Genomic DNA, 21,307 nt, shown 5'->3' with positions numbered 1-21,307 from the left:
CCCCAAGGCTATAACGTCCGTTTCAATGAAACGTACGTTACAGTCCACAGAAACGCCGGCCGGTCCCCTTTTTGCGGTGGGTGCCGTCGCCCTGGTCGCCGCGACGTATGGCTTGGCGCGGCTCGGCTACGGTCTTTTCCTGCCGGCTTTTTCGGCGGCCTTCAGCCTCAGCCCCACCATCGGCGGGCTGCTGGCATCCGGAACTTCGGTGCTGTACTGCGCCGCTGCGCTGGCGGGCTTCCGCTATGCCCCCACCCGTCCCCGCCTGATGACGGTGCTGGCCGGGACGACGGCGGCGCTGGGCAGCGCAGGCATCGCCGTCGCGCCCGGCACGGCGTTTTTTACCGGGTCCGTCCTGGTTGCAGGCTTGGGGGCCGGCTTCGCCTCACCGGCCCTGGTGGAGCTGGTCCAGCGCAACGTCGGATCGGGGAAGCAGAAGAAGTTCCAGTCGGTGGTGAATTCGGGCACCGGATTTGGGGTGGTGGCTGCCGGTGCCCTCGCCCTTGCCCTGGGCTCGTCCTGGCGGCTGGCCTGGGGCCTCATAGCGGTGATCACGCTCGCGGCCATGATCGGCGTGCTGCGCGCGGACACCTCAGCGGCTCCTTCCGGCTCCGGTAAAGACCGTGGACAGGGAGGGGAGCGTGGCGGGGATGGTGAGCCGGGCGCCGCATCAGTCCCGCCGGCCGGCACTGTGAGCATGCGGAAGCTCCGGCGCCCCATCGCCGCAGCCTTGATCTTCGGTGCCGGCTCCGCTGCAGTATGGGTCCACGGCCGGCTTCTGCTCGAAGAACAGGGCGGGCTGCCGGCCGCAGCCACTGCGGCGGCGTGGATTGCGCTGGGGCTGGGCGGCGCGGCCGCCGTCCTGGCAGCGCCGTGGCTCGCCCGGCACCCGGTGCGGACAACCTGGCGGATCACCGTACTGGCCGTCGCCGCCGCCACCGGCGCCTTTGCCGCGGCGCCGGACATCCCCCTCCTCGGCTTCGCAGCCTCGGCACTCTTTGGCCTCGCCTACACCAGCTCCACCTCGGTGCTCATCATCTGGGCCGCGCAGGTCTCGGCCAGCAGCGCCGCCGGAACGTCAGTCCTGTTCATCGGCCTCGTCCTGGGGCAATCCGCGGGATCAGCCGTGACCGGCGGCATGATCGAGGCAGCGGGTTTCGGGCCGGCGTTCCTCACCGCCGCCGTCGCCTGCACCGCGGGCGCACTGGTTTTCGCGCCCCGCCGCGGGGAGACGGGCTAGGAGGCCAGCCGCTGCCCTGCGCCGGAGTCCGGTGCAGCGGAGGCCACGCCGGGATCGGGCCGGCTAATTTCCGCCCACACTTCATCGAGGGACAGCCCGAGCACCCCGGCTATGGCGGCGATGGTGGAAAACGCCGGAGTGGCCACCCGGCCGGATTCGATCTTGCGGAGGGTCTCCGGCGAAACGGAGGCGTCAAGCGCCGTCGTTAACATGGGCCGGTCTCCCCTGGCCCGGCGCAGCAAAACACCGAGGCGCTGTCCTCGTTGAACCTCGGCGGGAGTGTGCGGCAGTCTAACCATGGCTCCAATACTAATACCGGGATACTATTGCCGGGATAGTTATTGGAAAACAGAAAGGTTCCGCATGATCGAGATCATGAGTCCCGCCGAGCTCGTCCGCGCCAGGGAAACAGGCGCGCTGGTTGCGGACATCCTGCAAACGCTGAAGGGCCGCATCACGGTGGGGACCAACCTGCTGGAGATCGACCAGTGGGCCAAAGCCATGATTCTCGAGGCGGGAGCCGTTTCCTGCTACGTCGACTATGCCCCGTCCTTTGGGCGCGGACCCTTCGGCCACTACATCTGCACCTCGGTGAATGATGCGGTGCTGCACGGACTCCCGCACAACTACACGGTGGCCGACGGCGATTTGCTGTCCCTCGACCTGGCGGTATCCCTGGGCGGAGTGGTCGCGGACTCAGCCATTAGCTTCACGGTGGGCTCACAGTCGAAGCAGGATGCAGACATGATCGCGGTGACGGAACGTGCCTTGAAGGCTGGGATCGCCGCCGCCAGGCCCGGAGCCCGGGTTGGCGACATCTCCCATGCCATCGGCACGGTGCTCAGCGCCGCGGGCTACCCGGTAAACACCGAATTCGGCGGCCACGGCGTCGGATCCACCATGCATCAGGACCCGCACATCACCAACACCGGACGCCCCGGCCGAGGCTACAAGCTGCGCCCCGGACTGCTGCTGGCGCTGGAGCCGTGGATCATGGCGGACACCGACGAGCTGGTGACGGACGCCGACGGCTGGACGCTGCGCAGCGCCACCGGATGCCGGACGGCCCACAGCGAACACACGATCGCCATCACTGAGGACGGCGCCGAAATCATGACCCTGCCGCGATAGCCGCTCCGGCCGCCACCATCGACGGAGCGTCGCCGGCAATGATGATTCCGGCGAACCGGTCGGCGTAACTGCCCAGATCCTCATGGACCGAGCCGACCACCGCATAAACCGGGATCTCACCGCTGCGGGCCAGCAGGGCCGCGATGATTTTGCCCTGACCGGTTTGGGAGTCCAGGCGGCCTTCACCGACGACGACGGCGTCGCTGGCGGCGATCCGTGCGTCGGCTTCCAGCAGGTCCAGGACAAAATCCGCGCCGGAGACCAAGTCGGCGTCATATTGGGCCCACATGCCGCCGGCAAATCCGCCGGCGGCACCGGACCGGTCCACGGCGCGGGGGTCGCGTTTCAGGGTCCCGGACAACTCGTTGAGTCTTCTGGTCAGCAGCTCCACAGTTGCCGCATCGGCGCCTTTCTGCGGTGCGAAGACGCGGGCAGCGTCGGTGAAGCGGGTGGTGACGTCGGACAGGACCACCAGTTCGGCGCCGCGCAGCCCGCCGCCGTCGTCGATGGCCCGGATCGCGCCTGCGCCGCCGTCGGTCGTTGCCGATCCGCCGGCAGCCACCAGGATCCGGCGGGCACCGCGCCGGGCCGCCTCCGCTATCAGTACGCCGGTGCCGTAGGTGCTCGCCGTCACCGGATCCCGCTTCCCGCTGGCGGGAAGGTTCAGGCCGCTGGCCGATGCCAGTTCCACCACGGCCGTGCCCGATGCGCTGAGGCCGATCACCGCCTCGGTTGGATCGCCCCAGGGACCAACGGTTTGCAGGGGAAGGGGTTGGGCATCCAGGCCGCGGAAGACGACGTCGAACGTTCCCTCCCCTCCGTCGGCAACGGGCATCTCTTCGGCGGTTCCCCCGGCGGAGCGGATACCCGCCGCGATGTGCGCGGCCACCTCGGCAGCGGAATACGTGCCCTTGAAACTGTCCGGTGCCACCAGGATGTTCACGGCGTGCGGCCCGGTGCGTGCAGGATCATCGCATCACCCTGTCCACCGCCGCCGCACAGTGCCGCAGCACCGGTGCCCGAGCCGCGGCGGCTGAGCTCGAGTGCTGTGTGCAGCACCAGCCGCGCGCCGGAGGCCCCGATGGGGTGTCCCAATGCCAGGGCCCCACCGTTGGCGTTGATCTTCTCAGCGGGCACGCCCAGCATGCCGGCGCTGGCGAGCCCCACCAGCGCAAAGGCTTCATTGATCTCGATGATGTCCAGCTCCTCAGGTGCCAGCCCTTCCCGGGATGCCGCCTGTTGGATGGCCCGGGCGGGCTGGTACTGCAGGGTGGAATCCGGTCCCGCCACCGAGGCGTACTCGCCGATTTCGGCCAGCCAGGACAGGCCCAGTTCCTCGGCCCGTGCCCGGCTCATGAGGATCACCACAGCCGCTCCATCGGAAATGGGTGACGCCGTTGCCGCAGTGATGGTGCCCTCCGCGCCGAAAGCCGGGCGGAGGCCGGCCAGTGCTTCGGCGCTGACATCGGCCCTGACTGATTCATCCGCGGAGACGGTAATGGTCCGGCCCCGCCGCAGGGGAACATCGACTGGGGTGATTTCGGCGTCAAAGGTGCCGTCCTCCTGGGCGCGGGCGGCACGCTGGTGGCTGAGCACCGCGAGTTCTTCCTGCTGCCGGCGGCTGAAACCGTCCCCGGAGTTATTGGCGCTGTCGGTCAGCGCCCCCATGGACTGGTCCGTGAAGTAGTCCCACAGGCCGTCATGGTTCATGGAGTCCACCGCGGTGAAATCACCGTAGCGGTTTCCGGTGCGCGAAGCGGGCAGCAGATGTGGTGCCTGGGACATGGATTCCATGCCGCCGGCAATCACCACCTGTGCGGCGCCGGAGCGGATCATCCGGTCCGCGTCAGCAATCGCGGCGATGCCGGAGAGGCACACCTTGTTGACGTTGGTGGCCGGAACGCTCATGTCCAGCCCGGCCAGGCTGGCCGCTTGGCGGGCCGGTATCTGCCCGGCACCCGCGGTGAGGACCTGGCCCAGGACCACATGGTCCACGGCTGCGGCCGGAACGTCGTAACGCTCCAGCGCGGCACGGATCGCGGCTGCGCCAAGCTCCGCGGCCGTGAGGCTGGAAAGGCCGCCGAGGAACCTGCCGAAGGGGGTGCGGGCGCCGCCGACAATGACGGTCCGGTTGCGGGAATCTGTTGTGTGCGCCATGGGAGGTCCTATTCAGCGTGCGGGTTGGGTCAGGCTGACATCAACGGTGAACTCGGCTTCTGTGGCGGCATGCACGTCCGCCACAGAGACGCCCGGCGCCAGTTCGCGCAGCACGAGCCCCTCGCCCGGAACCACATCCAGAACGGCCAGGTCAGTGATGATCCGGTTGACCACGCCGCGGCCGGTGTAGGGCAGCGAGCATTCGCGGACAATCTTGGCAGCGCCGTCCTTGGCGGTGTGTTCCATCAGGACAATGATTCTGCGGGCGCCGTGGACCAGGTCCATGGCCCCTCCCATGCCCTTGATCATCTTGCCGGGAATGGCCCAGTTCGCCAGGTCCCCCGCGGCGGAGACCTGCATGGCGCCGAGGATGGCGGCGTCGATCTTGCCGCTGCGGATCATGCCAAAGCTCATGGCGGAGTCAAACGTGGAGGCACCGCGGCGCAGGGTTACCGTTTCCTTGCCGGCATTGATCAGGTCCGGGTCCACCTCCGCGTCCAGCGGATAGGGACCGAGCCCGAGCAGCCCGTTTTCGGACTGCAGGGTGATCTCGACGTCGTCGGGCACGAAGTTGGGCACCAGCGTCGGCAGGCCGATCCCCAGGTTGACGTAGCTTCCGTCCTCAAGCTCCCGTGCGGCACGGGCAGCCATTTCGCTGCGGCTCCAGCCTTTGTCAGCTGACATTAGTTGCGCTCCGTTTCGGGGAGTGGTTCGGGACTGGTAGTTCGTTTCTCAATCCGTTTGGCCGTGATCTGCTCCGGGCTCAGGAGCACCACCCGGTGGACATAGACGCCGGGCAGGTGAATCTCGTCCGGATCCAGCTCACCCGGTTCCACCAGCTCCTCGACCTCGACGATGGTGATTTTTCCGGCCATCGCGCACAGCGGATTGAAGTTGCGGGCAGCGCTGTGGAAGACCAGGTTGCCGTGCCGGTCAGCCTTGGCGGCACGCACCAGCGCGTAGTCGGTGACCAGGGCCTCTTCCAGGACGTACTCCCCTGCGGCGCCGCCGAGGGTGAATTCGGCGGTGGGCTTGGGCGGAGAGGCAACCGCAACGGTCCCGTCGCCGTCGTATTTCCAGGGCAGGCCGCCGTCAGCGATCTGGGTGCCCACGCCCGTGGCTGTGTAGAACGCGGGAATCCCCGACCCGCCGGCGCGCAGGCGCTCGGCGAGGGTGCCCTGCGGGGTCAGTTCGACTTCCAGTTCACCGGCCAGGTACTGGCGCGCGAATTCACGGTTTTCTCCCACGTAGGAGGCGACCACCCGGCGGACCCGGCGGTCAGCGAGCAGCACGCCCAGTCCCCAGTCATCCACGCCGCAGTTGTTGGACACCAGTTCCAGGTCTCCGGTGCCCTGTTCCCGCAGTGCGGTAATCAGGGCCGAGGGCACTCCGCACAGGCCGAAGCCCCCAACGGCCAGCGAAGCTCCATGAGGTATGTCGGCCACGGCGGCTGCGGCGGAGCTGTACGTTTTATCCACGGTCGCGGTCCTTCTGCTCGGAAAGCGGGTTAGAAGCCAACATTGACGCTGCCCTTCAGCTGCAGCATTTCGCGGGCTTCATCCGGTGTGGCCACCTCAAAGTTCAGGGCCTCCACGATGGTGCGGATGCGGGTGACCTGCTCGGCGTTGGACGCGGCGAGCTGGCCGGGGCCAATCCACAGGGAATCCTCCAGCCCCACGCGGACGTGGGATCCCATGGCCGCGCCGATGGTGGCCAGCGGCATTTGGTTCTTACCGGCGCCAAGGATGGACCACTGGTAATCAGCGCCGAAGAGCCGGTCAGCGGTGCGGCGCATGTGCATCAGGTCTTCGGGATGGGCCCCGATGCCGCCGAGCAGGCCGAACACTGACTGCACGAACAGCGGTCCGCGGGCCAGGCCGCGGCCGTGGAAATGCGCCAGGTTGTTCAGGTGCGAGATGTCGTAGCACTCAAACTCGAAGCGGGTGCCGTTGGCGTTGCCGATGGCCAGAATGTTCTCGATGTCAGCGAACGTGTTCTTGAAGACCAGGTCCCGGGACTTCTCCAGCCCCTCCCGCTCCCACTCGTGCTGGAACTCGGAGTACCGCTCCAGCATCGGGTACAGGCCAAAGTTCATGGACCCCATGTTCAGGGATGCCAGTTCCGGCTTGAACGTGGACGCCGGCAGCATCCGCTCCTCCACGGTCATGTGCGGAGAACCGCCGGTGGTGATGTTAATGACCGCGTCGGTGTTGGCCTTGAGTTTGTTCAGGATCGGCTCAAAGTGCTTGGGGTCCTGGGACGGCCGGCCGTCCTTCGGATCGCGGGCGTGCATGTGCACAATTGCCGCTCCGGCCTTTGCCGCACCGATTGCCGCTTCGGCAATTTCGTCAGCCGTAACCGGCAGGTGCGGGGACATGGTGGGGGTGTGAATGGCTCCGGTGACGGCGGAGGTGATGATGACTTTACGCTTCGTGGCCATGGTGGTTCCTTACGTGGTGGAGCAGCGGTCAGTAGAGTTTTTCGGTGTTGCCGTCAACGGCCATTGCCTGGCCGTTGACGTTGCGGGCAAGGTTGCCGGCCAGGAAGACGGCCATGTTGGCAATGTCCTGTGCCTCGACCAGCCGGTTCAGTGATGACTGGCGGTGGTACAGATCAGTGACTTCCTCCACCGGGCGGTCCAGCATGGCGGCTTTGGCCTCGATGACGGCGCCAATGCGGGGGCCGTTGACGGCGCCGGGGCAGATCGCGTTGACCCGGATGCCTTCCCCGCCGAGCTCAATGGCCAGGGTCTTGGTCAGCCCCACGATGGCCCATTTGGAGGCCGAGTAGGGGCTGCGTCCGGCCATGCCGAGCCGTCCCGCCGCGGAGGACAGGTTGACGACGGCGGCCTGCTCCGCATCGCGCAGCAGCGGCAGTGCATGCTTGATGCAGTAGAACTGGCCGTGGACGTTGACGTCGAAGGTGGTTTTCCAGGCCTCTGCGTCCAGCGTGTCGATGGGTCCGGTGGGTCCTGCAATGCCGGCGTTGTTCACCAGCACGTCCAGCCCGCCAAGTTCGGCGCGCACGGTGTCCATCAGGACCCGGACCTGGTCCTCGTCGGAAACGTCGCTGACGGCAGCGGCGAAACCAGCGGTGCGGGCGGCCTCGACGGCTGCCGGATTGATGTCGGTGACGAAGACGGCGGCGCCGAGTTCCTGGAACCGGGTGGCGATGGCCAGACCGATGCCGGCAGCGCCGGCGGTGACGAGGACCTTGCGTCCGGTGTAGTCGAGTCCGGTGGATTCCATGGGTGGTGCTCCTAAACGGTGGAAAGGTGTGGGGTTGGCGGAGGCTTTAGTGGGCCGCGACGGCGGATTTCTCCGGGTTTTCTGCGCCGCGTTTGAGCGAGCGGGTCAGGACGGCGCCAATGGCGCACATGGCCACGATGAACCAGAGGCCGGAGACCTTGGACCCGGTGATGTCCTCCATGAAGCCCATGATGTAGGGGCCGAGGAAGCCGCCAAGCAGGCCAACACTGTTGACGAAGGCGATGCCGCCGGCCAGTGCCGCGCCGGACAGCCGGGTTGCCGGGTAGGTGAAGAGGATCGGCTGTAGCGCAAAGAAGTTGAAGGCGGCGAGGCAGAATCCGATCATGCCGAGCACCGGTCCCCCGACGGCGCCAAGCGTGAACCCGGCGACGATGCCCACCATGGTGCAGGTGGCGATCAGTCGGGAGCGCGATGCGTTGGTGGCCAGGCGGGGCAGCAGCAGTGCGCCCACGGCGGAGAAGATCCAGGGCACCGAGGTGAGCAGCCCAATCTGGACGGTGCCCAGCTCGCCGTAGCTGCCGATGATGGAGGGCAGGAAGAAGCTCAGCGCATAGACGGCAATCTGGTGGGTGAAGTAGATGCACACCACCAGGAGGATCTGCTTGTCCTTGAGCACGTGGCGCAGTTTGGAGTTTCCGGAGGCTTCAGCGCCGGCTTTTTCCTCGGCTGCAATGCGGGCCTCGAGGTCCTCGGCTTCCGCGCGGGTCAGGAACTTCGCGTCGGTGGGCTTGTCCGGCAGGTACTTCCAGACGACGAAGGCCAGGGCGCAGGCGGGCAGGCCTTCAATGATGAACATCCACTGCCAGCCGTGCAGGCCGCCAATGCCGTCCATGGTCAGCAGCAGCCCGCCGAGCGGGGCGCCGATGATGTTGGCCAGCGAAACGCCAAGCAGGAACATGCCGTTGGCCTTGGCCCGGTCCTTGACGACAAACCACTGGGTCAGGAAGTAAATGACGCCGGGGAAAAGCCCGGCCTCGGCCACTCCCAGCAGCATGCGCAGGATGTAGAAGGACCATTCGCCCTGGACCAGTGCCATGCAGGCGGAGAGGATGCCCCAGGTGATCATGATGCGCATGATCCAGAAGCGGGCACCGACCTTGTGCATGATCAGGTTGGACGGCACTTCGGAGAGGGCGTAGGTCAGGAAGAACAGGCCGGCGCCAATGCCGTACGCGGTGGCGGAGATGCCGAGGTCAATCTCCATCCGGTCCTTGGCCATGCCGATGTTGGTCCGGTCCAGGAACGCCATGACATAGGCGGCGATCAGCAGCGGCATGACGCGGCGGAAAATGATCTTGTTGATGACAGCTTGCGGCCTCATGGCCGTAGTTTGCGCAGTCGAGGACATGGTGAAGGAACTTTCGGTGAGGGGTGCGGGGAAGTGGAGGAAAGTGCGGATTTAAGTGGTGGCTGGCTCTTCGGTTTGCTCTGCTGCTGCCCCGGTCCCGGGGTGCGCGTCACTGCGGGTGAAAAGCTGCAGCACGACGCCGAGGAGGGCCAGCGCTGCCATGGCCAGGAAGCAGATGACGTAGCCGGTGCGTTCCTCCCAGCCTCCGCCCAGCGTGATCAACTGGCCCATGAGGAACGGCGCGATTCCGCCGCCAATAAACATGGCAGTGGTGATGATGCCGTTGGCGGTGGATGTGGCTCCCTTGGGGGCGGCGTCCGAGGCGGCCGCGTAATAGATCGGCCAGACGGCGTTGGCCACAAGCCCGAAGGCGAGCTGGATGATGACCACCAGGAGCGAGGATGTCGCGAAGTAGAATGCCGCAACCGATGCCGCCATCCACACCCCGCAGATGACGATGGTGATTTTGCGGCCGATGATGTCCGAGAGCGTCGGCCAGATGATCTGGCCCAGGATGCCGGTCAGGGCGAAAACAACGCTCAGGCCGGCTGATGCTGCAAGGGATAGGCCGACGACGTTGAACAGGTAGGCGGGAAGGACCATGTTGATGCCCATGTAGACGATCTGGGTGAGCGCCGTGGTGCCGGCCGTCAGGATGATGGTGCGTTCCTTCAGGGTTTTTTTCAGCAGTCCCTTGGGGCGCTCGGCTGCCGGGTCGGCGAGTTCCGGCGGGGTGAGGCCCTGGGCCTCGATGTCCGCGTACAGTGCCGTGATTTTGTCCGGCGTGGAGTACTTTCCCCAGAACAGCATCAGGGGGATGGCGATGATCAGGGCCAGGAACAGGGCGTAGGACCAGTTTTCCGGTCCGAAGAGTGAAATGATCATGGCCGCCACCAGCCCGGACAGCAGGGAGCCGATCGGATATCCCGTGTGGTGCGCGCCCAGGGCAAAGCCCCGGCGTTCCTTGGGCCACCACTCGGCGGTGTTGCTGACTCCCACCGGTTCGGCCCAGCCGGCACCGAGGTTGACGCCCACGCGCAGGGCGATGAAGGCAACGATGTTGTGGCTGATGAACTTGAAGCCGGAGATAAAGGACAGGGCCGCGTAGCCAATGACAAGCGGGACCTGGAAGCGCGCGCGTTTCCAGCCGCTTCCGTATTTATCGCTCATGGCGGCGCCGGGGATGGCCATGACGGCCAGAGCGAGCATCACCACGGAGGCAATGCCGCCCCATGCCTCGGGCGAGAGGTTGAAGGTCTCCGAGATGGTGGGGCCCAGGCGCAGGATGATTTCCCGGTCATAGGCGTTGAGGATCCAGATGAGCCAACACACCAGGAGGGACACCCACGAGTATTTGTGGACGGATTTCAGGGAAAGACGGGAGCGTTTTGGCGAGGTAGACACGGCGGACTTTCTGCTTAGGCGCCGAAGCGGGGTTCGGGGAGTCCGTGGACGCCCAGGCCGGATACGGCGAAGAGTGAGCCGCGCTGCTGGCCGTCTTGGGGGAAGCGGGGAAGCGGCGGTCGCGCCATGGAGGTGACGAACAGCGTGTCCAGATCGGGGCCGCCGAAGGCGAGGCTGGTGACCTTCAGGACCGGGGTTTGGATGACCCGGTCCACCGTGCCGTCGGGTGCGTAGCGGATGATTTTTCCGCCGTAGACCAGGGCCTGCCACAGGTAGCCCTCGGCATCAACGGTTGCGCCGTCCGCGGCGCCGCCGCTGCTGGTGTCCACGGTGGCGAAGGTGCGCCGGTTGCTCGCCTGGCCGGTTGCCGGATCGTAGTCATAGGCCCAGATCAGGCCGGTCCAGGTATCGGCGAAGTACAGGATGCGCCCGTCCGGGCTAAAGCACGGGCCGTTGGACACCACGATCCCGCTGTCCAGGATGTTCAGCTCCCCCTCGGGGGTGTAGCTGTACAGCTTTCCGCTGGCCTGCTCCTCCAGCGTGTCCATCGAGCCGAAGACAAAGCGTCCCTGCCGGTCCACCTTTCCGTCGTTCAGCCTGTTGTGGGGAAGATCGGGTTCGGGGTTAATGATCAGTTCCTGCACGCCGTCCGCGACGCCGACCCGGTGGAGTCCGCTCTTCAGCGCGGCCAGGAAGAAGCTGCCGTCCCGGGAAACCGCCATGGAGCCAATGGGCTCTCCCACGTCCCAGGAGCGGAGCTCCCTGCCCTCATGGGTGGCGCGGAAAATACGCCCGTCGGCACTGTCGATCCAGTGCAGCCGCTGGGACTCCGCATCCCAGATCGGGCCTTCGCCCAACGTGGTTTTTATGTCGAGCAACACCTCAATGTGCGGTGACTGGAGCATGACGATATGGCCCTTCTGGGATCGGATGGTGCTGGGAGGGTAATCGGCGCTGGGTGCGCGGGAGTGACTTTGCTGGTTATGTTGCCGGCGGGTCAGGCCGGCAGCCGCAGCTTGTCCCGAGGTGCAGGCGGTGGCCGCACACTTCGTGGGCATAAGTGCTGCGCGGGGTGGTGATCTGGTCCAGCAGCAGGTCAAAGGCCAGTTCGGCCATCTTTTTGACCGGCTGCACAATGGTGGTCAAACCGATCAGCCTGGAGCGGCTGTGGGGCAGGCCGTCACCGGCGGCCACAGCGAGGTCCTCCGGGATGCGAAGGCCCAGGGAGAGCGCGTGTTCCATCACGCCGATGGCGATCTCGTCCGAGCCGCACACGATCGCCCGTGGCGGAGCGGCTGAGCTGAGCAGCTTTTCCGCTGCCACCAGCCCTCCGTCGGAATTGAGCCGGGTGCTGATTTTCCGGTCCCCGGAGATGCTGATGCCCGCTGCCGCTGCCGTGCGGACAAACGCCTGTTCGCGGGCCAGTGATGCGGTGGAGAAGCGCGGGCCAATGACAGTGGCAATTTCCGTGTAGCCGTGGCCCAGGATATGGGACATCAGCGCGGAAGCCGCGGCGTCGTCGTCAATTCCCACGAAGTCTCCGGGACTGTGCTCGGAGCGCCGGGACAGGTAAACGTAGGGGATGCGCTTCTGCCTCAGGGTGCGCAGCGCACGTGAGTCCTCACGCAGCGCCGCAGCGATAATGACTCCGTCAACGTTTCGTGCCGCCAGCGTCGAGGCTATCTGGGCGAGTGACTCCGGGTCATCCTGGGTGGTGGCAACAAAAACCTCGAAGCCCTCGGCCGCGGTGGCGGTGATGACGTGCTGGGCCCAGCCGGTGTACATCTGGTTGACGATGTTCGGAAGGATCAGCCCCACAACGCGGGTGAGCAGCGGGTCCGGAAGGTTGCCGTGGCCGGCAGGGCGGAAACCGAGTTCGTTGGCGATTTTGACCACGTGCCGCCGGGTCTCGGCGGAAACCCCTGGCCTGCCGTTCATCACATAGCTGACGGTGGCCGGGGACACACCGCAGGCACGCGCGACGGCAGCGGCGGAGACCTTGCTGAGCCTTGCCGGCACATGGGCCGATGCCTCGTCCGGCACAGCAGTTGCGGTTTCCCTGCCGGTCATGCTGCCTCCTCCGCGGCTCTGCGATCATCAGTGTGACGAACGCCACCGTGTCTATTAGAGGGGACGCAAGAGTGTTAAGCAACGTTAAGTAAAGTCATCAGTTCCGGCACGGCTCGGAGTGGCGCCTGCCGCCGTGACCCCGCACAGGCTGAGCGCCGGAGCCGCCGGGCGGGGCGGCGGTTAGTATTTCTGCGAATCGTCCAGAAGGGCCGCAATGGCATTAAGGGTTTCATTGTCCACATCGGCTAACGTGCGCGTGGCGAATTCCTTGACCCTGGCCCGGCGCATGGCAGCCAGCAGTTCGAGTTCGTGCTGAATCCGCTCCGGAACCGCTCCGTCGGAATCGAGGAGATAATCCGGTTTGACCTGGAAGAATTCGGCCAGGGCAATGACCACCTCCGCCGGCTGCCGGACTGTGGTATCCCCTGTCTTGATGTGGTGCCAGCGGGTGCGGGAAAGTTTTACGCCCTTTGCGGCCAGGGCTGTCTGAATGTCCTGAAACTCGTAGGGCTTTCCGTCGGCTGACACCATGACATCGAGCAGCAGATCGATTTTGCGGGCGAGGATCTGCGATTCCCTCAGGTTGCGCTGGGCAGTGCTTTCAGCGGCCATGGTTTATTTCGCCTCCGACAGGGTGATCGATAAAGTCTTCGCTAACGTCCAGGCCCAGGGAACGGCACCAGGCCTGAACAGATTGATTCCACAACTCCGGAGCGGAATTCCACTCCAAGGTGTGGTGGGCGCCTTCAAACTCAACGAATCGGACAGGCTGCTTTTGCCTGGACACGAGTATTCGGGAGAGCTCCACCGGCACGGAATGATCATCCGACCCATGAAAAATCATAGTGGGCAATGTTAAATGTTTTTGCATGTATGTCCCGGGCATCTCCTTCCAGCGGATAACGGGCTCACCCTTGGCACGCACCAGATTGAGTGTGTGAGGCAGCAATCGGGCGATGATCCGCGGGCAGCCGATGCCCCGCAGCTGTGCCGAGATAATGGCCGGCCAGTCCAGTGCCGGGGACACCAGGACAACTCCCGCCGTGCTGTTGTCCCCCGCGCGGGCGATCGTGCGGAGCACGATGGAGGCGCCCAGGGACCACCCGACAAACAGAATGCGCTTCGCGCCATGGTCCAGGGCGTAACGCCTCGCGGCGTCAATGTCCTCCCACTCGCTGACCCCCAAGTGGCTGGGCCCCGGATCCGGCGAGAGATCCAGCGACGTTCGGTACGACGGCAGCAAAGAGGTGAATCCGAGGCCGGCAAAGGCTTCCACTCCACGCAGGCACTGGCTGCGCGAACTGCCCAACCCGTGAACATGGATCACCCACAGCCCGCTGGATTTCGCCGGAACAGGCGGCGGAACCACCCACGCGGGGAGCCCTTCCACCGACACCTCCTGATAGGGGTACCCGAAGTCGGCGGGGCTTTCGCCCAGATGTCCGCTCAACTGTCCCGCGCCGTCGCGCGCAATATGGGAGGCGCTGCCTCTTTCCACCGTCCGACGCAGCCGCTGGCCGGACACGCTGGGAGGAGCGAGCACCACGAGGTCGCCACCGGACGGTGCGCGCATGCTCAGCCGTCCCGGGTGCGCGGCAAACCCTCCGGGCTCAAATTCCAGATACTCCCGGCCTGCCGTTTGTCCGCTTCCCAGGACCGGGATCAGCCGTTGGCTCCGGCCCGCATCCGTCACTTTGGCCCGCAGCAGCGAACCGCTCACTGCGGCAAGGGCACCCAGCACGACGACGGCGCCTGCCGCCGGCACAGCGAGGCGGCGCATCAAAGCATGCGCCCCTGTTTCAGGCACAGCGCCTCGGCCTCCCGCAGGGCCGCCGCATCCGCCGTCGACAATTCAGCGCCCGGGTTTCCGGTCACCGCTATCCAGTCATGGATCTCAATGACCAGGCGGTGGATGGCGTCAGTGGCGCCGCGCGCGGATTTCCGGAGTGCAGGGGCTGTGTCCGGCGTGCCTCCGATGAGGCTGACGTCGGGGGTCCGGGCGGCAGTTTTGGTCCAGAGGGCTTTGAGCTGCGGCTCGAGCTGCCTGATCTGGCGCTTGATACTGATGTCATTGATGATCCTGCCGAGCGGAGGAACTGCCAGGCCCACGGACAACAGGACAACCGTCAGGGGATACAGCACGTCATAAACGCCGCCGACTGACCTCATGATGCCCTCTTGCCCCGTCACATGCGTGACGTCCATGACAATCACTGACGCACACAGCAGCAGGCCCACGCCGCAGCCCGTGCCGATAATGCTGAATCCGGCCCGGAACCGCCGGCGCCGCATGTGGGGAACGTTCCGGACGCAGGTTCCGAGTGTGGCCGCCATGACGGCAAAGATGTAGACATATTGAACGGCTGAGTACAGGGCGGCTGCGGGCTGGTCGCCGTAATCCAGCATGAATGTTGTGGACGGCATCGGATTGTCGATTGCCGCGAAGGTAACCACCATCACCACGGCGGTCCCCAGCGCGCCAGCTCGCCCCCACACCCCTCCACTGCCCCGGCTGCTCCCGGCCGTGGCGCCGAGGGTGATGGCGCGGGAGAGGTAAAAGACGCCAGTAATCAGCAGAATATTGGAGACCAGGTCCAGTGCGTTGGCCCAGGGCAGCAGCTCCGCAGCCCACCGGTACACCTCATTGATGTTGGTGGTCAGGGACGCCGCTATGACCACGGCGGCTTTCAGCATCGAGTTGTCCGGGCGGGCGCGGGCACGGAGGGACAGGGTCAGGACCAGCAGCCACATGAACGCCGCGACCAGCAGGTTCATCATTCGAAGTACGCCTCATATCTGAAGATCTCTTGGGTGGATTCCCGCAGCGCCGCTGCCAGAAGGTCAGCCAAGTGTTCGGCGGTGGCTTCCAGGTCGGAGCGGAAATCTCCGCGGGCCAACGCTTTGGTTACCGTCTCCCCGGAGAGTTCCTGGAAGATTTTTATCCCCTGCCACGTGGCGCCCTCGTATTCATCATGCCGGAGGATCATGTGGGAGAGCTCGTGGAGAATCAGCTGTTGGCGGTGCAGGATTCCTTTTGTTGCCGAGTGATAAACCACGTCAACGTGCTCCCGCGGAATCCAGAGTCCGCAGATTTTCTTTCCGTTGAGCTTTTCGCTCTCGACAATCACGATTCTGCGGTTGCGGAGGGTTTCCAAGTGCTTGATCAGCGATTCCAGGGTTATGCGCTCGGGCAATCGGAGACGGTCAAAGGCGTCTCTCGCGGTTCGGCGCAGCTGTTCATCCATGGGAACCATCAATGTACCTGATGTCCCGCTGCATTCATGATCGGAACATGTTCCGATCATGTATTATGGAGAAACCGGCCCGCCGCCGGGCATTGCGAAAGTTGGGGGACTTGCGAGAGTTTTCGCAGCTATGCCCGGCACGGGCCGGTTTCGTTTTCCTGATGGATTAGCCGGCCGCATTCAAGGCCGAAGGGATTAGTGGCTGAGCTTGAGGCCCACTACCCCGCCAACGATCATCATAAGGAACACAACCTTCAGCAGCGATGACGCCTCATCTCCGGTGACCATGGCATAAACAACGGTCAAAGATGCGCCAATTCCCACCCATACCGCATAGGCCGTGCCGGTGGGCAGCTCCCTCATCGCAAAGGCAAGGCCGGCCATACTGGCCAGCAGCGACGGAATAAACACCAGAGTCGGTCCGAGTTTGCTGAAGCCGTCGGATTTGCCCAGGGCAGTTGCCCATACAGCTTCCAGTACGCCGGACACAACAAGAATGATCCACGCCATAACAATCTCCCATGGGCCGTCTTGTCGCACACCGGGTACGGCACCCATCGTCCGGGAGGCTCACTGTGATGGTGAGGCTCTGCCTTAAAGCTCTCACGCCGTGAAGCCGGCGTAGAATTTGGTGAGGCATCTGACCACATTGGCGAGGCATCTGACCACATTGGCGAGGCATCTGGGCGCAGGGGGCGATATTAGGCCAGGGTCAGGAAGAGTTTCTCCATCTCGGCGCGGTCGGCCGTGGAATCCTCGTTCGCAAGGCACTTCTCAAGCCCCGTCGCGATGATGGAGAACCCCGCGCGGTCAATGGCCTTGGAAGCTGCCGCGAGCTGCGTCACCACATCCTTGCAGTCGGCGCCTTCTTCCAGCATGCGGATGACGGCGCTGAGCTGCCCGCTGGCCCGCTTGAGCCTGTTGATGGCCGGTTTCATGTCGTCTGATTCCAGTTGCATGCTGCCCCTCCTCGGTTAACGTCCATTCATCCTATACCCCAGGGGGTTTCCTCAGGCGCCCCGCATGAGTGATTTGGATACCCCCGGGGGTATATGCCAGACTCGATGTGGCGGTAGCAACCGCCAGCCACCCACACCAGAGGAGAAACACATGTGCCGCGCAGTTACCTGCCGTAAGTGCCAGAAGATGACGTGGGCTGGATGCGGACAGCATGTCCAGCAGGTCATGTCGCACATTCCCCGCAGCGAGCGCTGCACCTGCGACAGGAACGCACCGAAAGCGCCGCCGTCAAAGGGTTGGCTAACGCGCCTTCTCGGCCGCTAGCCGAAGTAGCCGCCATGCCCCGGAGGCGCGGCGGTGAAGATCCCCTCATACCCCTCCGGGTATCAACTCTCGAATCCCAAGGAGACACATGCTTCTCGAACGCATCTATGACGAAGACCTGGCTCAGGCCAGTTACCTCATCGGCTGCCAGGCCAAGGGCGAGGCGCTGGTGGTGGACGCCCGCCGTGACATCGAGGTGTACCGCCGGCTGGCTGCAGCCAACGGCATGAAGATCGTCGCCGTCACCGAAACGCACATCCACGCCGACTACCTCTCCGGAACCCGGGAGCTTGCCGCTGCCACGGGCGCGCAGATTTATGTTTCCGGTGAAGGCGGAGAAGACTGGCAGTACGGCTTCGACGGCGAGCGCCTCTTTGACCAGTCCGCGATCACTCTGGGCAACATCACCGTCAAGGCGCTGCACACCCCCGGGCACACGCCGGAACACCTGTCCTTCCTGATCACCGACGGTGCCTTCAGCAACAGCCCCGGATTCCTGCTCTCCGGAGACTTCGTTTTCTCCGGTGATTTGGGCCGCCCCGATTTGCTGGACGAAGCCGCCGGCGGCGTCGACACCCGCTTCGCCGGGGCGCACGATCTGTTCGTCTCCCTGAAGGAGAAGTTCCTTACCCTGCCTGACTACGTTCAGGTCTTCCCGGGTCACGGCTCGGGCAGCGCCTGCGGCAAGGCACTGGGCGCACTCCCCTCCTCCACCGTGGGCTACGAACGCAACTTCTCCTGGTGGGGCCCCTTCCTGGCCGCGGACGACGAGGCAGGGTTCATTGCCGCACTGCTCGACGGACAGCCCGATGCCCACGCCTACTTTGGCCGGATGAAGCGTCAGAACCGTCAGGGTCCGGCTGTGATGGGAGAGCGTACGCCGCTTCCTGAAATTCCGGTGGAAACAGTTGCCGCCCGCCTGGCTGCCGACGAAATCTCAGTGGTGGACACCCGTCCCCACAGCCTGGTCCACCAGGGCACGGTGCAGGGGGCCGTGAATATTCCGGCCGGAACCAAGTTCGCCAGCTTTGGAGCCTGGGCGCTGGACCCCGAGCGGGATGACCGCCCGGTGATCCTGCTGGCAGGGAACCAGGAAAGCGCCATGGACCTGTGGGATCACCTGGTCCGCGTGGGCATCGACGCCGTCGCCGGTTACTTCACCACGCTCGACGGACTGCCGGTCTCCGTTCCCCGCACCATTTCCCCGGCGGAACTGGAGAACTTCGACGCGGCCCTGGTACTGGACGTCCGCAACAAAACCGAGCATGCCGCCGGCCACGTGCCCGGCTCCGCCCAGCTCAGCGCCGGACGGGTGCTGTGGAACACGGATCAACTGCCCGCTGACGGAACCATCGTCACTTACTGCCAGTCCGGAGTCCGCAACTCCGTGGCAGCCTCGGCCCTGCGCCGCGCCGGGTTCGACGTCGTCGAGCTCGAAGGCAGCTACGCGGGCTGGAACGCCTGGAACTTCACGCACAACGCCTAACCCGCTGACCTTTCGACAGAAAAGAACCCCATGAGCAATACCCCGCAGACCGTGATCTCCGAAGACCTCAAGAACTGGATCTCTTCCGGCAAGGAGGTTGTGGTGCTGGACGTGCGTTCCGCCGCCGAGTTCGAAACCCTGCACATCAAGGGCTCCTACAATGTGCCGCTTCCCCTGCTGGCTGAACACACCGATGAGCTTGCCGCCAAGCTGGACACCAAGGTGGTGCTCGTCTGCCAGTCAGGTGTCCGCGCCTCCGAAGCCCGGAAGAACCTGGCCGGAGTCGGCTTCAATGACACCCATGTCCTGGTGGGCGGCGTCCCCGCCTATTCCCAGGCCGGCGGCGAAACCGTTGCCGGTGCCAAGACCTGGGATCTGGAGCGCCAGGTGCGCATGGCGGCCGGTTCCCTGGTGATTGCCGGCCTGGCCGGCGGAAAGTTCCTGTCCCCCCGGCTCCGCACCGTCGCCGGTTTCATCGGCGCCGGGCTGACCTTCTCCGCGGCCACCAACACCTGCGCCATGGGCAAGGCACTGTCTGCGATGCCGTGGAACAAGACGGCCAATGAACCGACCCGCGACTCGGTTATTGCCTCGCTGCCCGCTGTGAAGGCCTAGCACCTGCCATGACCGTCACCCTCGTTGCGACCCTCCTGCTATCGGTGCTGATCGGCCTCTCGCTCGGCCTGCTCGGCGGCGGCGGGTCCATTCTCACCGTTCCGATCCTGACCTATGTTGCGGGCATGAACCCCAAGGAGGCCATCGCCGCGTCGCTCTTCGTCGTCGGCGTGACCTCCGCCGTCAGCGCTGTCACCCACGCCCGCAAGGGGCGCGTGAAGTGGCGCACCGGACTGATCTTCGGTGCCGCCGGCATGGCCGGGGCCTTCGGCGGCGGGCTCGTGGGAGGGCACATTCCCGGAACCATCCTGATGATCGCCTTCGCCCTCATGATGGTCGCCACCTCCATGGCGATGATCCGGGGCCGCAGGGACGTCTCTGCGGCGACCCACAACAATGATCTGCCGGTGGGCAAGGTCATCGTTGAAGGCCTCGTCGTCGGCCTGGTCACCGGGCTGGTCGGCGCCGGCGGCGGGTTCCTCGTGGTCCCCGCGCTGGCGCTGCTCGGCGGGCTGTCCATGCCCGTGGCAGTGGGCACCTCGCTGGTTGTCATCGCCATGAAGTCCTTCGCCGGGCTCGGCGGATACCTCACCAGCGTCAGTCTCGACTGGGCGCTGGTCGGCGGAGTCACCGCAGCGGCCGTAGCCGGCTCCTTCCTCGGGGCCCGGTTGGCCGGGCGGATTCCGGAAGCCGCACTGCGGAAGGGCTTTGGCGTTTTCGTGCTGCTCATGGGCGTTTTCGTCCTGGTGCAGGAACTGCCCTCCCCCGGCAACGCCGTGGTCGGGATAACCGCCGCAGTGATCGCCGCCGCCGCAGTGCTGTGCTGGTTCTTCGTCCCGGCCTGCCCGCTGCGCAAGGCTCTGGACTCCGCACCGATTTCCCAGCCAGCCCCCGAACCCACCGAAGAACGCACTTCTTCCTAGCGGTTTCGGCGCAGGCCGGAGGCCGGCCGAGCTATGCCTGGCCGGCCTCCGGCGTTCCACCCCGGGCAGCGGCCACCAGTTCCCGCACCTGCGGGGCCACCTCCTGGCCGAACCGGGCCAGGTCCTCTCCACTGTCGGTCGCCAGGAGGAAGCCGGAGATGCCGTGTTCCAGGGCCATCGCGGCCAGTTCCTTCGCCCACTGGTCCGGCGGTCCCTGCAGCAGCCCACCGCCTGTGGCGGAGAAGGTGCCACTGATGTTCAGCAGCCGGCGCACGACGGCGGGGTTCCGGCCCGCCGCTGTGGCGGCGTCGTCGATCGTCTCGTTCATGGGGCCCAAATCGGCGGGGCCGCCCGGCAGGTAACTCAGCGAGGGCACCCACCCGTCACCCGTTTGCCCCGTGAGCCGGAGCATGCGGGGCTTGTAGGCGCCGAGCCAGATACCGACGTCGTGCGCGGGCGCCGGCCCGCGCTTGGCGCCACGCACCTGGTGGATCTTCCCGTCCACCCGCAGCGGTGTGCGCCCGGCCTCGTCCCAGACGCCCCGGATGATCCGGATCGCTTCGCCAAGTCCGGTGACTGCATCTCCCGGTTCCAGCCGCTCTCCCCCAACGGCCACAATGGCATCCCAAAACGCTCCGGCGCCGAGCCCGAGTTCAAACCGGCCGCCGCTCAGCAGATCCAGGCTGGCTGCACTGCGGGCCACAATAACGGGCTGGCGCAGCGGCAGGTTCAGCACGTTGGTGGCCAGGGTAATCCGCTCGGTGCGGGCAGCGGCGTAGGAGAGCAGCGTCCAGGTGTCCAGGAACCGCGGCTGGTACGGATGGTCCTGGAAGGTGGCCAGGTCCAGCCCCGAAGATTCGGCGGTGACCGTCAGTTCCACGGCATGCTGCGGCGGCGACGCTGCCGGCGTTATGAAGGAACCAAACAACAGGTTACGGCCGTAGTCGGGCATGGGGTCCTCCGGTGGTATCGGCAGGCGGTCGGTGGTATCGGCAGGCGGTCGGTGCTATCGGCAGGCGGTCGGTGCTATCGGCAGGCGGTCGGTGGTATTGGCAGGGCGGCAGCTGTGATGGTGGCGGCAGAGCGGCAGCTGTGATGGTGGCGGCAGAGCGGCAGTGGTGGCGCAGGGAGCCCA

23 protein-coding genes and 1 riboswitch are annotated in these 21,307 nt (G+C 65.5%); of the genes, 5 read left to right on the top strand and 18 right to left on the bottom strand.

Annotated features, from left to right (window positions below; translation table 11 throughout):
- Positions 1 to 25: 25 nt before the first annotated feature.
- The gene (locus tag AAE021_RS00725; protein WP_342023794.1) at positions 26 to 1,240 is read left to right on the top strand and encodes an MFS transporter; all 1,215 of its coding nucleotides are present in this window, start codon (positions 26 to 28) and stop codon (positions 1,238 to 1,240) included.
- Here AAE021_RS00725 and AAE021_RS00720 read toward each other — a convergent pair.
- Positions 1,237 to 1,539: a helix-turn-helix transcriptional regulator gene (locus tag AAE021_RS00720; RefSeq protein WP_342023793.1), complete on the bottom strand. Its 303-nt coding sequence runs from the start codon at positions 1,537 to 1,539 to the stop codon at positions 1,237 to 1,239. The two genes, AAE021_RS00725 and AAE021_RS00720, sit on opposite strands and share 4 nt — an antisense overlap.
- A 64-nt stretch (positions 1,540 to 1,603) precedes the next feature.
- Between AAE021_RS00720 and map the strand changes: the two genes are divergently transcribed.
- The gene (gene map / locus AAE021_RS00715) at positions 1,604 to 2,371 is read left to right on the top strand and encodes a type I methionyl aminopeptidase (protein ID WP_342023792.1); all 768 of its coding nucleotides are present in this window, start codon (positions 1,604 to 1,606) and stop codon (positions 2,369 to 2,371) included.
- Here the strand turns inward: map and AAE021_RS00710 are convergent.
- From AAE021_RS00710 to AAE021_RS00635, 16 genes are all read right to left on the bottom strand, one after another.
- Positions 2,352 to 3,302 carry a glycerate kinase gene (locus AAE021_RS00710; RefSeq protein ID WP_342023791.1) on the bottom strand — a complete coding sequence of 317 codons (951 nt, stop codon included), beginning with the start codon at positions 3,300 to 3,302 and terminating at the stop codon, positions 2,352 to 2,354. The genes map and AAE021_RS00710 overlap by 20 nt on opposite strands.
- A gap of 8 nt (positions 3,303 to 3,310) precedes the next feature.
- A complete protein-coding gene (locus AAE021_RS00705; protein ID WP_342023790.1) occupies positions 3,311 to 4,528 on the bottom strand; it encodes an acetyl-CoA C-acyltransferase in 1,218 nt (405 codons plus the stop codon).
- Positions 4,529 to 4,540: 12 nt separating this feature from the next.
- Positions 4,541 to 5,212 carry a CoA transferase subunit B gene (locus AAE021_RS00700; protein ID WP_342023789.1) on the bottom strand — a complete coding sequence of 224 codons (672 nt, stop codon included), beginning with the start codon at positions 5,210 to 5,212 and terminating at the stop codon, positions 4,541 to 4,543.
- Positions 5,212 to 6,006, bottom strand: coding sequence for a CoA transferase subunit A (locus tag AAE021_RS00695; protein ID WP_342023788.1), 795 nt, complete (start codon positions 6,004 to 6,006; stop codon positions 5,212 to 5,214). Before AAE021_RS00695 ends, AAE021_RS00700 begins: the two co-directional genes overlap by 1 nt.
- 29 nt (positions 6,007 to 6,035) lie before the next feature.
- Positions 6,036 to 6,968, bottom strand: a complete 933-nt coding sequence (locus AAE021_RS00690; protein WP_342023787.1) for a 3-keto-5-aminohexanoate cleavage protein — start codon at positions 6,966 to 6,968, stop codon at positions 6,036 to 6,038.
- A gap of 28 nt (positions 6,969 to 6,996) precedes the next feature.
- The gene (locus AAE021_RS00685; RefSeq protein ID WP_342023786.1) at positions 6,997 to 7,776 is read right to left on the bottom strand and encodes an SDR family oxidoreductase; all 780 of its coding nucleotides are present in this window, start codon (positions 7,774 to 7,776) and stop codon (positions 6,997 to 6,999) included.
- Between the two features lie 46 nt (positions 7,777 to 7,822).
- Positions 7,823 to 9,118 carry an MFS transporter gene (locus AAE021_RS00680; RefSeq protein ID WP_342023785.1) on the bottom strand — a complete coding sequence of 432 codons (1,296 nt, stop codon included), beginning with the start codon at positions 9,116 to 9,118 and terminating at the stop codon, positions 7,823 to 7,825.
- Positions 9,119 to 9,196: 78 nt separating this feature from the next.
- On the bottom strand, positions 9,197 to 10,549 hold the full coding sequence (locus AAE021_RS00675; protein WP_342023784.1) for an MFS transporter: 1,353 nt from the start codon (positions 10,547 to 10,549) through the stop codon (positions 9,197 to 9,199).
- Positions 10,550 to 10,563: 14 nt separating this feature from the next.
- Complete coding sequence (locus AAE021_RS00670; protein WP_342023783.1) at positions 10,564 to 11,454, bottom strand: SMP-30/gluconolactonase/LRE family protein; 891 nt, start codon at positions 11,452 to 11,454, stop codon at positions 10,564 to 10,566.
- A gap of 76 nt (positions 11,455 to 11,530) precedes the next feature.
- A complete protein-coding gene (locus tag AAE021_RS00665; protein WP_342023782.1) occupies positions 11,531 to 12,619 on the bottom strand; it encodes a LacI family DNA-binding transcriptional regulator in 1,089 nt (362 codons plus the stop codon).
- A 180-nt stretch (positions 12,620 to 12,799) separates the two neighbouring features.
- Positions 12,800 to 13,231 carry a hypothetical protein gene (locus AAE021_RS00660; protein WP_342023781.1) on the bottom strand — a complete coding sequence of 144 codons (432 nt, stop codon included), beginning with the start codon at positions 13,229 to 13,231 and terminating at the stop codon, positions 12,800 to 12,802.
- Positions 13,221 to 14,399, bottom strand: a complete 1,179-nt coding sequence (locus AAE021_RS00655; protein ID WP_342023780.1) for an alpha/beta fold hydrolase — start codon at positions 14,397 to 14,399, stop codon at positions 13,221 to 13,223. The genes AAE021_RS00660 and AAE021_RS00655 overlap by 11 nt, the downstream gene beginning before the upstream one ends.
- Complete coding sequence (locus AAE021_RS00650; RefSeq protein ID WP_342023779.1) at positions 14,399 to 15,397, bottom strand: MAB_1171c family putative transporter; 999 nt, start codon at positions 15,395 to 15,397, stop codon at positions 14,399 to 14,401. Before AAE021_RS00650 ends, AAE021_RS00655 begins: the two co-directional genes overlap by 1 nt.
- A complete protein-coding gene (locus AAE021_RS00645) occupies positions 15,394 to 15,864 on the bottom strand; it encodes a hypothetical protein (protein ID WP_342023778.1) in 471 nt (156 codons plus the stop codon). The genes AAE021_RS00650 and AAE021_RS00645 overlap by 4 nt, the downstream gene beginning before the upstream one ends.
- Before the next feature lie 195 nt (positions 15,865 to 16,059).
- A complete protein-coding gene (locus tag AAE021_RS00640; RefSeq protein WP_342023777.1) occupies positions 16,060 to 16,374 on the bottom strand; it encodes a multidrug efflux SMR transporter in 315 nt (104 codons plus the stop codon).
- A 10-nt stretch (positions 16,375 to 16,384) separates the two neighbouring features.
- A riboswitch (guanidine-III (ykkC-III) riboswitch) is annotated at positions 16,385 to 16,455 on the bottom strand.
- Positions 16,456 to 16,565: 110 nt separating this feature from the next.
- Complete coding sequence (locus tag AAE021_RS00635) at positions 16,566 to 16,823, bottom strand: metal-sensitive transcriptional regulator (RefSeq protein WP_152220029.1); 258 nt, start codon at positions 16,821 to 16,823, stop codon at positions 16,566 to 16,568.
- Between the two features lie 413 nt (positions 16,824 to 17,236).
- On the opposite strand from AAE021_RS00635, the gene AAE021_RS00630 reads away from it, so the two are divergent.
- The 3 genes from AAE021_RS00630 to AAE021_RS00620 are packed head-to-tail and all read left to right on the top strand — an operon-like array spanning position 17,237 to position 20,172.
- Positions 17,237 to 18,634 carry a rhodanese-like domain-containing protein gene (locus AAE021_RS00630; protein WP_342023776.1) on the top strand — a complete coding sequence of 466 codons (1,398 nt, stop codon included), beginning with the start codon at positions 17,237 to 17,239 and terminating at the stop codon, positions 18,632 to 18,634.
- Between the two features lie 30 nt (positions 18,635 to 18,664).
- On the top strand, positions 18,665 to 19,249 hold the full coding sequence (locus AAE021_RS00625; protein ID WP_342023775.1) for a rhodanese-like domain-containing protein: 585 nt from the start codon (positions 18,665 to 18,667) through the stop codon (positions 19,247 to 19,249).
- Between the two features lie 8 nt (positions 19,250 to 19,257).
- Positions 19,258 to 20,172, top strand: a complete 915-nt coding sequence (locus AAE021_RS00620; protein ID WP_342023774.1) for a sulfite exporter TauE/SafE family protein — start codon at positions 19,258 to 19,260, stop codon at positions 20,170 to 20,172.
- A gap of 31 nt (positions 20,173 to 20,203) precedes the next feature.
- Here AAE021_RS00620 and AAE021_RS00615 read toward each other — a convergent pair whose 3' ends face one another.
- Positions 20,204 to 21,124, bottom strand: coding sequence for an LLM class flavin-dependent oxidoreductase (locus AAE021_RS00615; protein WP_342023773.1), 921 nt, complete (start codon positions 21,122 to 21,124; stop codon positions 20,204 to 20,206).
- Positions 21,125 to 21,307 lie beyond the last annotated feature (183 nt).

The sequence above is a fragment of the Arthrobacter citreus genome, assembly GCF_038405225.1.
Classification (GTDB): domain Bacteria; phylum Actinomycetota; class Actinomycetes; order Actinomycetales; family Micrococcaceae; genus Arthrobacter_B; species Arthrobacter_B citreus_A.
The sequence above is the reverse complement of the archived record's forward strand: the minus strand, read 5'-3'. Positions and strand labels throughout refer to the sequence as shown.